We start from the raw sequence: 13878 nt of genomic DNA on the forward strand, positions 1-13878 counted from the left end.
TTCAATCCAGGTGGATTGAATAGCATAGATCGCTCACACGCCTGTAGAAAATGGCTGTGAAGCAAGCATAGCATTCGTGATGCAACGGCATACGAAATCACGCTATGACACAATGAAAACAATCGCTAAACGGTTGTCTGCGTCTGCAGAGCAACGACAATCGGCAGCATGGACGGCGAAAGTAACCATGTCAGGCATGTGGATTGTTCAATAGGAGGATCGTTTACAATTGAATATTGCTGTTAATGATTAAACCCCCGTAGCCTTGTTAATTCAAGTATACGGGGGATTTAAATTTGTGCGGATTGAGCGTGTTGTCACATTTAGTTTATAGATGCAGGGGAATCCCAATAATAATCATCGAAAGCGAAAAAAGTATATTTCATATTAGCATAATTACTAAAAAGACTATCACATCAAGATCAAGTGATAGTCTTTTATATCTATCTATGTTCAATTTGCAGCTGACCTCACATTAAAATCTTCTTACTCCCCACCCTTTAACCAGTCTCCGATTTGTTCGCTCGCTTTGCGGACAGCTTCCGCAGAGCGAGGCAACTGGAGCTGAGAGACAAAACCATGGATCATGCCATCGTAACATTCGTAATGGACTTCATTGCCACTTTCTTTTAGGCGTTCTGCATATTGAGCCCCCTGATCGCGTAATGGATCATACTGTGCAGTGATGATAAGCGCTGATGGCATGCCGGTCAGATCGGTAGCGAGTAAGGGTGAAGCATAAGGTTCTGTGGCATTTTCTTCCCCTTTGAAATAACTTTTTTCGAACCAGCTCATGATCTCGGCGGTTAGGATATAGCCCTGACCATTTTCCTCATAGGATAGGGTGCCTTCTCCTTTGCCAGTGGATGGATAAAAGAGTAGCTGCGCGGCTGGCATCGTTGTGCCGTGATCTTTGGCGGCGATACAGACGACGGTTGCTAGATTGCCACCTGCGCTATCCCCAGCTACGGCGATACGTGAAGCGTCTAATTCCCATTGCTCGGCATGCTCGGTAATGTAATGGAATGCATCATACGCATCCTGCATCGCTGCTGGGAATGGATGCTCAGGCGCCAAGCGATAATCAACAGCAATCACACAGCAACCCGATCCTACAGCAATACGACGGCATAGTTCATCATGCGAATCCAGGCTACCGATAACCCAGCCGCCACCATGATAAAATACAATGGCAGGTTGTGGTGTACCTGCTTCGTTTGCCACAGGTTTATAGATGCGCAGCTTAATTTTGCGATGTGGTAGCTTGATTTTTTCCTTTTTCACCTCGTAGAGCGGTGTCGGTTGGGTGACCTGCTTGCGTGCCATTCTTGCTTCGATGATCCGAATCATTTTGGGATGTATTTTGTGAATCGGAGGAATCTGTAAACGATTAAAATTATCTACCATCTCTTGTACTTCTGGGTCCAGTGCCATGATGTTCACACTCCATTCATTGTATATATTGTATTACCCAGTATTTTCGTATGTTATTTTATAAACTTGTATCGTACGATATGCACGCTTATACATTCGCATAAATGACAATTGCATATAAGCTGCGGTAGTTTATATATGCAATTATAATGCAAAACAAAAGACGCTTCTAAATTCTAGAAGCGTCTTTATGGGCGTACAGGATGATTAGGGAGTTTATTTCATAGAGATTCATACCATTAAATTAATGTTGATTAAAAGCACTGTTGATGCTTAGAGTATTCTCTACATTTCACATATTAGCTACAGCACTCTATCGTAGCCTATCTGCGTTTATATACCTGCGTCTATTTAAAATTATACCGAACTGCTATTCCACACCTCATTCGCCGTTTCACGGACAAGGCGAATCTTATTCCACTGCTCCTCCTCGGTCAGCATATTGCCTTCCTCCGTCGAAGCAAATCCGCATTGTGTACTCAGACAGAGCTTATCCAGCTCAACAAAGCCTGCTGCCTCAGCGATGCGTTCCTTGAGCATATCCTTGCTCTCCAGCCCTCCGTGCTTGGTCGTTACTAATCCCAGCACGACAAACTGATCCTCAATATAACGTAGCGGATGGAAATCGCCGGAGCGTTCATTATCATATTCAAGGAAGAACGCATCGACCTTCGTATGGCTGAATAGCTCTTCCGCTACTGGCTCATAGCCTCCAGCCGCGAACCAGGTCGAACGGAAATTGCCGCGGCAGACATGGAGGGCGATCACCATATCGTCTGGACGCTCGGCAATACTTTCATTGATCAGACGGACATAATCGCGTGCAAGCTGATCCGGGTCCTGTCCGCGATTGCGGATGAGCATGCGGTGACGGCTGCTACACAGTGTCCCCCACGTCGTATCATCCAGCTGTAGATAGCGGCAACCCGCATCGTAAAAGGCTTGAATCGCATCACGATACACTGCGATAATATCTCGATACAGCTCCTCGGTATCATCATACACATCATTTCCGTTATAGCTTTGTACAAAATGAAAGAGTGCTGGTGATGGGATCGTCATTTTGGCTACGCGGTCGCCTGCCAGCGTTTTCAAAAAGCGAAAATGCTCCAGCATCGGATGATCGCCGAAGGAGATTTTATCCACGACTCGGAAGCTTTCAGCACGGTTGCGGTTATCGATCCCTGCTGTTGGCAAGCCAATCTTCTCAGTGCCCTGTACACCAAAGAAGAAATCCAGATGCCACCAGCCGCGACGGAATTCGCCATCGGTCACCGTTTGCAGTCCCATTTCCTTCTGCTTATTCACGAGCAGGGTGATCTCCTCGTCCTCGATCACTTTCAGTTCTTCCGCGCTGATCTCGCCACTTTCAAATTGAAATCTTGCCTCCCGCAGTGTCTCCGGACGCAGGTAACTACCTACGATATCACAGCGAAATGGAGGATGAATTCTGCGTGTGCCTGTCATTGGAATGGACATATGCTCCTCCTATAATAAGAATTGATTCATATTCAGATAGCTATTGGATACGAGATCATTCAGGATATCGATATATTTTGAAGCGATATCGCTTGGCTTGCGATCCTTATGTGCGATCCAGCCCACTGTAAAGTCTTCTGTCGTCTGTAAAGGTACCGAGATTAGTTGCTCATAGTTAAACTGGGATACGAGAATTCCCGTACCAATCGTGTAGCCATTAGTACCCGCTAACAGATTCGCCAGTGAGGCACGATCGTTCACCTTAATACTCTTCACCACATTAGAGAAACTAACCATTTCCTCGGAAAAATGGAGCGAGTTATTCGCACCCTGATCAAAGGTAATGTACGGATACGCGCTCACATCCTGAGTTGTCACATATTCCTTCTGCGCCAGCGGATGACCGGAACGCACGAAAATATGCGGGCTGGTGTTAAATAGTGGCGTAAACATCAGATTCCCATCGCTAAACAGCTTGTTCATCACCTTGAAGTTACGCTCATTAATGTACAAAATGCCGATATCACTGCGCAATGTTTTCACATCTTCGATAATATTGTACGTCTGCGTCTCACGCACATGCAGATTGTACTCGTTAATATCACTCTGTTCCATTAGCTTCACAAACGCATCGACTACGAATGCATAATGCTGTGTGGATACAGAAAAATGAATCAGGTTACGCTTGCTACCATGATAGCGATTCTCGATCAGCTCAGCCTGTTCGATAATCTGGCGCGCATAGCCGAGAAATTCCATCCCTTCCACCGAAATGCTGATTCCCCGATTCGTTCGGTCGAAGATGGAGATTCCCAATTCATTTTCCAATTCCTTGATTGCATTGGACAGGCTCGGCTGGGAAATAAAGAGCCGCTTGGCGGCCTCGTTCATCGAGCCGCAATTTGCGATTTCGATCGCATAGCGGAGCTGCTGGAGTGTCAATGCCGTTCCCCCTTTGACTTGGCAGTCTGCCCGTTGGCGTCCAGAGCAGACCCATTCTATCGTAACACGGAGTTATCGTAGCATAGATGCACTATACAATCCAAGCCCCTGCGCAGAAAAGATTATACCTTCCTGGCGATGTCAAACGACTCCAGATACTGTACAAACCCTTTCGTCTTGATTCAATCCTGACTCCATCGATAAACTAGCCTTTTATGACGTAAAAAAAACCGCTCTGCATGATGCAAACCGGTTCCTTTTTGAGGTGTACGTTATCCGTTTAGTATAAAGCAATACAACGTGCATCACAGCCGCTAGCGCGCTGTGTTACAGCTTGTCCTTCCCAGCTAATTCGGCGCAGGTGAACTTATGATCGTTGCCATTCCCTTCCTAAAGGGATGATATTCTGCTTACGACTATCATTGCTTTAGGAAGGGCGCTTGATGCTCGTTTCACGGTTAAGCATCCACTGCTCAAAAGCTTCTACTGTCATTGGACGTCCATAATAATATCCTTGAATATAATAACAACCAAGCTGCTGTAATAGATTCACATGCTCCAGCGTTTCGACGCCCTCGGCAAGAACGTTCATATCAAGTCGGTCGGCAAGCTCCAATACCGAACGCACCACCGCTTCATTTCGCGGATTGCGGTCAATATCAAAAATAAGCGAGCGATCAATTTTGATAAACTGAAATGGAAATGCGGTTACAGTACGCATGGAGGAATAGCCTGTTCCAAAATCATCCACGGCGAGTGTTACGCCCATGCTGACTAGCTCATCACACATCGCCATCACATGCTCTTCTTCACGAATCGCTGCACTTTCAGTAAACTCTAAACAGAGCAGTCTTGGCGGTAATCCAGTATGCTGAAGCACGGCAGCGACCTTACGCGAGAACGCCGGGTCACTTAGCTGACTTGCAGACACATTCACAGAAATCTGCATTTTGTCACAGCTACCGCTCTGTAGCCAAGCGGCTCCCTGTCTTGCTGCCTCCATCATCACCCATTCGCCAATCTGACGAATCATTCCACTCTGTTCAGCGATCGGAATAAAATCCTGTGGAGAAACAAAGCCCAGCTCTGCCGAATTCCAGCGAAGTAACGCTTCCGCCCCAATCACTGCACCGCTACGGCTATCAACCTGCGGCTGGTATACAAGCGAAAATTCATCGCGCATCATCGCTGTTTCTAGCCCCTGTTGCATGAGCAGATACTGCTCTGCTGCACTTTTTAATGTTTCATTGAACATCTGATATTGATTGCGTCCCATGCGCTTGGCAGCATACATCGCGGTATCTGCATTGCGAAGCAGCGTCTCTGTATCCTGACCATCCTCTGGCGCTATACACATCCCGATACTACAGGAGACATGGTAATGCTTGTCCTTTAGTACAATTTGCCGCTCAAAGCCATGCAAAATTCGGTTCGCGATATCAGCAGCTACTGCATCTCCCTGACCCGGTCCCAGCTCCACAAGCAAAGCAAATTCATCCCCACCCATACGTGCCACTACACTGTTCCGTGGCGATTGTAGTCGAATCAATCGTGCCACATCGATTAGTAATAGATCACCAGCAGAATGCCCCATCGTATCATTAATCCATTTAAAATGATCCAGATCCATCTGCATCACTACTACGCGTGTACAATACGTACGAGAACGTTCCAGTGCTTCCTGCAAGCGCAGATTGAATTGATAACGATTAGCGAGACCTGTCAGGGAGTCGGTGTAGGCTAGTTCGAGCAATCGGGTCTCATTTTGCTGCTGTAGCGTAATATCTCTGACGAGAAGATAGCAATACATCACTCCTTCAATCTCCAGAAAGTCACTATCCACCTCAACCATATACGATACACCCTGACGATTCACAATAGGAACTTGCAAATCCTGTGGCATCATCCCATTTAAGAATGCCTGACGTAAAATATTTCTGTAGTGCTCATGATCCTGAGGAGGAATGATCTCCAGCAGATTAATCTCTTCCCGATCGGATATCCCGACAAGCTGATTAAATGCTGGATTCTTCTCAATCGTATTCCCTAGCGAATTGATCAATGCAATACCACTACGTGACAAGGTGAATAGGAGCTTATAGCGCTGTTCAGCAACCGCAAGAAACTGGTGCTTACTCATCGCTACACGTAACGTACATGCCAGTATCAGTCCAGCGTACGTAGGCAGACTATCCAGGGGTACAATCGAGCTCTCACCCGCCAGCCCACTTACGATAAAGGCAAATACAAGCCAGGCCGCAGCCAGACTACTCCCACGCATAATCGTTAGCATCATTCGTTGCTCACGCTTATAAATATGCTGCCGTTTCAGCTTGCTGTAACCAATGATCATAATTAACAGCAAATAGCTCAGTGAATAACACGAGATCAATAGAAATAGCGCGTCAAATCCTACATTATGAACCTCTACTCTCCAGTGCTCTCCCTGTCTAATTCCCAGATAAAACATATTCGGGCTTAACAGCATCAATAAAATAGCAATTAATGGCGGTGCCGCGGCGGTATGCAATAGCATACGTGGAAAGCGAATCCGACTAAGTACGGTGAAAAAGTAAATTAGCAAGCTCATTGCAATAAAACTAAATACATACGTAGCCTGCGGATTGAACACACGAATAATGTCATAGTCCAATACTTGAGTTAAAAAATCGAGAAAAAATATAAGTGATAAACTGCTAATCAGCATCATAGTCAATTGATGTAATGGGTTATCTGGATGCCGCAGCAATATTTCCACAGCCAGAAAACCAAGCAAAACAAAAGGAACAAAAGACAATAATAACGTACTAAAAAACACATACATAAGCTCGTCCTCCAACAACAACATACACAACCTAAGATAGTTATCGAACAAAATCGTATTAAAATGTATATCTAATATGCTTACTTATATGAATTCTTTTTTAATGAAGGATATATTGTTTGTGACAGGCTTGTTTGGCGAGAACAAATATGGATGAATATGGATGATGTAGGATAATGCTGTATATTTAACTGTTATGAATTTTTCACTACATGTATTTTTGTGTTCATATTAAACTAGACCAACTTCTACCGTTTACAAGTTACATCATAAATAGCCCTCCAGGTAGCTATTGTAATTATCGCTACCCAGAGGGCTATTCCTTATATTGCTGATTCTATTTCATCATCCTCATCAATATTGGAGCAGTATCCCAGTATATTGAAAAGGATCATACATGGTATCTAGTTCATGGTATATCGATATATCTAGTTCATGGTATATCGATATATCTAGTTCATCGTCTATCGATCTCAACTTCATTTCAGAATGAGTTCGATTGTGATGAATTAGTCCTGTCCGTGTTGAGCACGAAAGGCACGCTTTTCAGCATCGCGCAGCTCAATTCGGCGAATTTTACCGGAGCTTGTTTTAGGAAGATCGGTAACAAATTCGATTTTTCGTGGATATTTGTATGGAGCTGTCCAGTTTTTTACGTGATTTTGTAGCTCTTTGACCAGCTCTGGACTGCCTTTTACGCCGTCACGCAGTACGATGAATGCTTTGACTACATTGCCGCGAATCTCGTCCGGGCTTGCTACAGCGGCACATTCTTTGACAGAAGCATGCTTCATCAGCGCTTCCTCTACTTCGAATGGTCCAATCGTGTAGCCCGAGCTAATGATAATATCATCGCCACGCCCTTCAAACCAGAAGTAGCCTTCCTCATCCCGACTTGCACGATCACCTGTGACAAAATAATCACCACGAACGCTTGCTTGCTTACGCTCCGGGTTAAGATAATACCCATGGAATAGGGCAGGCATATCTGTACGTACTGCGATATCGCCTACTTCGCCAGCTGGAAGTGGTTTCCCATCCTCATCAATTACCTCTACCAGTCCAGGTGAGATCGATTGTCCCATCGCTCCCAGACGAATCGGTGCATCCTTCAGGTTACCGATAATGAGTGTACTTTCCGTCTGTCCGTAGCCATCGCGAATCGTAATATTAAAATGACGCTCAAATGTATGAATCACTTCCTGATTCAGCGGCTCGCCTGCGGATACCGCGCTACGAAGCTGAGACAGATCATATTGCTCCAGACCTTCGGTTTTTGCCATCAAGCGATATTCAGTTGGTGTGCAGCAGAGCACATTAATGCGATGCTCCTGTAGCAGCTCCAGATAACGATGCGGCTTGAAGCTACCGTTATAAGCCAGTCCGGTTACGCCCCAGCCCAGTACAGATAGGAATGGACTCCAGATCCATTTTTGCCAGCCTGGTGCAGCGGTAGCCCACACGATATCACCCTCACGAATATCCAGCCACGGACGAGTAATACGCAGATGCGCGTAGCCCCAGCCATGACTGTGCACTACGCCCTTAGGATTACCTGTTGTGCCTGACGTGTACGCCAGAATCGCCATATCATCACGATGCGTATCGGCAGCGGTAAAGCTACCAGGCTGCTGTTCCATCAGTTGATGCAGTGCATGCCAGCCTTCTGCTGGTGCTGCGGTCTGATCAGCAAATACACTGATTTTCCATGCCCAATCGGGCAGTTCTTCGTCGATGCTGTCTACTTCCGAGGTGACACTCGACCATGCAATGACCGCTCGTGCGCTCGAATTACGCAGACGATATGCCAGATCCTTAGCACGTAGCATTTCCGAGGACGGAATGATAATAATGCCGCTTTTCAGGCAAGCAAGATAAATAACATATGCAATAATCTGTCTTGGTACCATGACCAGTACCTTATCTCCCTGCTTCAAGCCGAGCTGCTTCAAGCCATTAGCAAGCTGATTCGCCTGCTCCAATAAGGCGCCATATGTGATATCCTCATGATTGCCTGCTTCATCAAGCCATTTCAGGGCAAGGCGCTCAGCTGGATGTTTTTCCATTTCAGAGGTGATGTTATAACGTTCAGGTGCGATCCAATCTTGATAATTCAAATTTCATTACTCCTTTGTATGGGCCAAGTATATGGATAGCCAAAAGTATTTCATATAGTATAGCACGTCTTAAGACCAGGTTCTAATACTAATTTAACATTGGTAGCATTATACCATACCTGGACGCAAAAACGCATAGATGGCAAAGTGGGCTGCTCATGCAGCTTCCATGCATCTATGCGCTCATATCGACGTTATAACGTGAATAAATAATGAGAATACGTTGAATCCATGCCGTTGATTTGTTACCTTGAGCCCGTACAGTTTATCTATAGTCGATACCGACATCGTGCCTCGTGTGTAATGATAGGAGTCGCATCTGTCCCATCGAATCCATCTATGCTCGCTCATCGCTATCGATACCGATTACGCTGTAGCGGTTGGTTTAGAGGTGGCAGGCTTACGTGCGGCTGGCTTTTTGAACAAAAAGATACGTGCGAATAGCAGTACAAAAGTGATTGTAGCGGTAACGATATACATCCAGAAAATCGGTGTGGACTTCACATCGGTACCGAGCAGCATACCGTGCATCAGTGCCATACCATACGTAGGTAAAGCTAGAAAATGAATCGCACGCCAGACCTTTTTACCTACCTTTTTCATCATATCGGAGCTGAGCATAATGATCAGGAACAGATACAGTGTAATCGTTCCTAGCCCGGTCAATACAGGCTTATATGGAGCTGTGAAGGGGATGAGTATATTCCAGATCGAATAATGAATATAATCATCAAACATAAGCACCAGTCCATGCACCATCCCAAATAATAGCCCGAACCAGCCGCACCATTGGTGAATTAAGCTGACGACGGCTTTCCGTTTTCCTTTGGCAAAGCTACTACCTTGCAGCAAACCTGCGCTGACGGCTACGAATAATAGTAGATACGCAGTTAAGCCTGCTGCGCGCGATGTATACCATACACTTAAATATTGTCCGATCTCATGCCATAAGCTGCTCATAAGCAATCCACTCTCCCTGTCTCTTCCATTGTCCATATTGCTGCAATGGGCCGTCAATTACACACATGCCATCCTTACGTATTCCGATCATCGCTGCATCACTACATTGTCGCCGTAGCCAGCCCGCCCCTTCTTCAACTCCGAGAATGAGTACACACTTCGCGTACACCTCAGAGCAGGTTAGCGATGGACTGAGCACGGTCATTTGCACCCATTCCGATTGTGCGGACGTTCCGCTGCGTGGATCGATTAAATGATGATAATGCCGCTGGTCGCTTCCCTGCCAGCTTCGGCGCAGTACGCTGCTGGTGGCGATACCGACATCCGCAGTTAGCTCGATCGTCGCTGCTGTCCCGCTATCCTGCCATGGATCAGCAATCTCTACATGGTAGTCTCGCTGATGACTGCCCCACACAACCAGATCGCCACCTGCATCGATCATACCGCTCTTTTCTCCCTGCTCCTGTAGCATATTCGCCAGCTGTGCTGCACTCCAGCCCTTGGCAATGCCGCCCAGATCAAGCTGCACGTCTGTATGCAGATGGATCGTTTTCAGGAACGGATCAAGGGTATATCTTTGGGGTCTGGTAGCTCTATGAGCTGTATAATCCATACCTGCTCTATTCCCGCGCTGTTGCTTATCCGCTAGAGTTCGCGTCCCAGCAGTATCCCAATCCAGCGTCTGATCATACCCAAGCTGACATAAGAGCTGTCCCATAAACGGATTGAAAATACCGTCTGTTGCCTCGTAAAAATGCAGTGCTTCTCGTACAGACTGGTATAGAAGCGCGGAAGCATAGAAGGGATATCCTACCTGTGCATTAAGCTGAGACAGCTCGCTATCCGATTGAAAACGACTTAAATGTCGCTCCACAAACGCAAACCATGATTCCGCCTGTAGCTCATGTGCTGTCGATAAGCCTGCGGTATGAAAGATCGAATTCATTGCTTGAAAATGATGCATACCGTTCCCTCCTGCCTTAACCAATGATGTATAAGGAGCATCCTTACTTGCTTCGATTAGATATATATCGTGATTTGATTCCTATTCCATGTCATAGGCGAATGCTTATACTTTTACTTGCATTGCTCGTCAGCGCCGTAGTGTCTATTAGGACGCATGTGTACGTGGACGAACGGTTGTCTCTGTCGAAGTGGAGGTTGATGCTTCGGGTGCAACGGTTTTCTGTTTTTTAGTCGTAGAACTTGAAGAGCTGCTCGAGGCAGATGAGGATGCGCCTGCCGAGCTGTGCTTGCTCGTGGTCGACTTTTTCGTTGTTGGATCGGTATGAGTAGTGCTATGGGCAATATGATCACGATGCTTCGCGGCCGTGAAGGTTGGAGCCGTTGCCGTTGCTTCTACATAGCTGCCATCTTGCTGATTCGTTTGATCGATTTCTTTTTGCCACTGATCCTTTAATGAAGCGGCCACCTGCTGATCATTATCCGTCGCTGCTGCGGCAGCCGTATTGGTGCCTGTTGTATCCGTAGCTGCCGAGGCGGAAGTTGTAGCCTTACCTGTATATCCGATAAAACCGACAAAGCCTGTAAATACGAGTGCGCTGGAGACGCCAGTCGCCCATTTGATTAATGTTTGATTTTTCATAAGGATCACATTCCTTTATTATAGGATGGAAAGCGGACTGTACGAAGGTTGTCGCTGCTTGATGGTACTGAGTGTAATGGGCAATGGTGAAATTATGGTGAAAATGTGACGGTTTATATCTTTTTTTTAGCTGCTATGATAAAAACGTGATCATGACGCCGATTGCGCCGATCATGCAGATGAATTTCATTCAATTTTCACTCGAACATGATATGCTGGAGCTAGTATGGATTACGCTATAGAAAGAAGAGGGAATGCGATGCACGTGCTACTGGCTGAAGACGATACGCGTCTGGGCGAATTGATTGTACACATGCTACAAAAAAAGGCAGGCTACACGGTAGACTGGGTAACGACTGGCAATGATGCCTATGCTCATGTGGAGTATGGCTCTTATGATATTTTGATTCTCGATTGGATGATGCCTGAGGGGGATGGACTCAGTCTGTGTACACGACTTCGTAAGGAAAGCTACACGGGCGCTATTCTCATGCTGACAGCACGCGATGCGCTACAGGATCGGATCGATGGTCTGGATGCTGGGGCAGACGATTATCTGGTGAAGCCCTTTGAAATCGGAGAATTGCTGGCACGGTTACGCGCGCTATCCCGCCGTAATTATGCGCCGATTCAGACAGAAGAAATGAAATTCGGTGAGCTTGTGCTGAATCGCAACGAGCAAAGTGTCTCGCTAGACTCGCGTTCGGTACAGCTGACGCCAAGGGAATTTCAATTATTCGATCTACTTGTACAAAATCGTGGTGTGGTGCTAACACGTGAGGTTATTCTGGATCGAGTATGGGGAATGGAAAGCGATGTGGGGCCGAAAACGATTGATGCCACCATCAAGCTGCTACGACGCAAGCTTGCCGAGTTAGACAACAAGGAGCTGATCCAGAGTGCAAGAGGGCTCGGTTATAAAGTGGACAAATAAGTGGCTGCTTCGCCGCCGTCCGAACGATAATATTTTCAAGCAAACGCAGCGTAGCCTGACCTGGAAATACAGTGTGATCCTGATCGCCTTCCTGCTGCTATTCGTCATCATTTTGTATGCCCTGCTCTACTATCTGCTTATCTTTAGTCCAACGATTGATGTGCATGAAACGATGGAGCAGAAAATACACGGCTTAATGCAGGATCGTGAGGACGACTCAGATGATTCGCTGGACGAATATATTGAATACTATACGCTGTATGATACGTATGCGATGGGTAATGTGCTGATCGAGCCGAGCGGTGAGATCAAGACGGGAACGTCGATCTACTCTGCCAGCTTGAAGACGCTGATCCAAAAGGCACGAGCCAATGGGATAACACTTCCTGTAAATCGTAATCAACATGTACTACTGAAAGGTAGCGCCATCCGTTTACCAGAGCAACGCCCAGATAAAGATGCTCCGAAAACAAAGCAGCAATCGTTATCAAAGGATCAATTAACCCCGCAGCCGATTCGGATGATCATTACTGGAGAACCGATCTACAATAAAGGGCAACCGATTGGTACGCTATATGTCGGTAAAGATGTAACGGGGTCGTATCATCAGTTTTTCAATCTGATGATGTGGCTGGGAGCAGCATTTCTACTCTTTTGTGCACTGGCTGTGTATTTTAGCTATCGTATGGCAGCTAAGGCGATGGTTCCGATTCTGGCATCGTATGAGCAGCAGCGCAAATTCACTGCCGATGCTTCCCACGAGCTACGTACACCGCTCAGTGTACTACTGTCTTCGATCGATACACTTCAAATGGAGGACTCGGTGGAGCAGAATCCATTTGCCGCTAAAGTCGTGAATAATATGAAGGAAGAAATTCGGCGGATGATTCAGCTATCGGGTAGTCTGCTCACGCTGGCGCGTTCTGATTCAGGTCATAGCGAGCTTAATCTGCATGAGCATCGGCTCGAAGCAGAAGCGGCGCGCACGATGGAATCTATTCGTCCGCTTGCTGAAGCAAAGAGCATTCAGCTGCATTATGAGCATGATCCCCATGCTTCATTTACGATTCGTTGTGATGTGGAGCGCATCCGCCAGTTGCTTATCATTTTGCTGGATAATGCAGTTAAATATACGCCAGAAGGTGGGCAAATCGCACTAACGCTTGAATCGATCCACGAAAAGCCGCATGGTGTGCTGATCAAGGTGCGTGATACAGGAATAGGCATCCCGACAGAGGATCAGCCCCATGTGTTTGACCGCTTCTATCGTGTGGATAAATCGCGTACGCGCCAGATCGAAGGCTATGGGCTTGGATTATCGATTGCACGCTGGATTACAGAGGCTCATGGAGGCTCGATTCAGGTGGAAAGTGTACTCGGTGAGGGAAGTACGTTTACAGTGCGACTGCTGGAGTGATAGTATGCATTGGATCGATGTTAACGGTGCGAGGATGGGGATACTTGAATAGATCAGCTGTGTTTTTGCAGATTAATGTAGTAGCATGCTGGAGCATTCATCCCTGTATTTAAATCAGCCAAATGGATATAACGGATTAACTTTAGGAATTGACTTTAGACAATG

General features: G+C 46.4%; 10 protein-coding genes. 2 read left to right on the forward strand and 8 right to left on the reverse strand.

The window, feature by feature from the left end:
* Window positions 1-486: 486 nt before the first annotated feature.
* From SK066_RS12340 to SK066_RS12375, 8 genes are all read right to left on the reverse strand, one after another.
* A complete protein-coding gene (locus SK066_RS12340; protein WP_320541719.1) occupies window positions 487-1434 on the reverse strand; it encodes an alpha/beta hydrolase in 948 nt (315 codons plus the stop codon).
* Between the two features lie 357 nt (window positions 1435-1791).
* Window positions 1792-2913 (reverse strand): 5-methyltetrahydropteroyltriglutamate--homocysteine S-methyltransferase, encoded by a 1122-nt coding sequence (locus tag SK066_RS12345; RefSeq protein ID WP_250343130.1) that lies wholly within the window; start codon window positions 2911-2913, stop codon window positions 1792-1794.
* 9 nt (window positions 2914-2922) lie between these two features.
* The gene (locus SK066_RS12350) at window positions 2923-3855 is read right to left on the reverse strand and encodes a LysR family transcriptional regulator (protein WP_188774777.1); all 933 of its coding nucleotides are present in this window, start codon (window positions 3853-3855) and stop codon (window positions 2923-2925) included.
* A 427-nt stretch (window positions 3856-4282) separates the two neighbouring features.
* A complete protein-coding gene (locus SK066_RS12355) occupies window positions 4283-6679 on the reverse strand; it encodes a putative bifunctional diguanylate cyclase/phosphodiesterase (protein WP_320541720.1) in 2397 nt (798 codons plus the stop codon).
* A 509-nt stretch (window positions 6680-7188) separates the two neighbouring features.
* Complete coding sequence (locus SK066_RS12360; protein WP_320544870.1) at window positions 7189-8745, reverse strand: acetate--CoA ligase; 1557 nt, start codon at window positions 8743-8745, stop codon at window positions 7189-7191.
* A 417-nt stretch (window positions 8746-9162) separates the two neighbouring features.
* Window positions 9163-9756 carry a ferric reductase-like transmembrane domain-containing protein gene (locus SK066_RS12365; protein WP_320541721.1) on the reverse strand — a complete coding sequence of 198 codons (594 nt, stop codon included), beginning with the start codon at window positions 9754-9756 and terminating at the stop codon, window positions 9163-9165.
* Window positions 9737-10720, reverse strand: a complete 984-nt coding sequence (locus SK066_RS12370; protein WP_320541722.1) for an FAD:protein FMN transferase — start codon at window positions 10718-10720, stop codon at window positions 9737-9739. The genes SK066_RS12365 and SK066_RS12370 overlap by 20 nt, the downstream gene beginning before the upstream one ends.
* A gap of 147 nt (window positions 10721-10867) precedes the next feature.
* Entirely contained in the window at window positions 10868-11362 is a 495-nt protein-coding gene (locus SK066_RS12375) for a hypothetical protein (RefSeq protein ID WP_320541723.1), read from the reverse strand.
* A gap of 259 nt (window positions 11363-11621) precedes the next feature.
* Here SK066_RS12375 and SK066_RS12380 point away from each other — a divergent pair, with 259 nt between their 5' ends.
* Both SK066_RS12380 and SK066_RS12385 read left to right on the forward strand, forming a co-directional pair.
* Window positions 11622-12296, forward strand: coding sequence for a response regulator transcription factor (locus SK066_RS12380; RefSeq protein WP_250343134.1), 675 nt, complete (start codon window positions 11622-11624; stop codon window positions 12294-12296).
* Window positions 12262-13713 carry a sensor histidine kinase gene (locus SK066_RS12385; protein WP_320541724.1) on the forward strand — a complete coding sequence of 484 codons (1452 nt, stop codon included), beginning with the start codon at window positions 12262-12264 and terminating at the stop codon, window positions 13711-13713. The genes SK066_RS12380 and SK066_RS12385 overlap by 35 nt, the downstream gene beginning before the upstream one ends.
* Window positions 13714-13878 lie beyond the last annotated feature (165 nt).

It is taken from the genome of Paenibacillus hunanensis, from assembly GCF_034055775.1.
Classification (GTDB): domain Bacteria; phylum Bacillota; class Bacilli; order Paenibacillales; family Paenibacillaceae; genus Saccharibacillus; species Saccharibacillus hunanensis.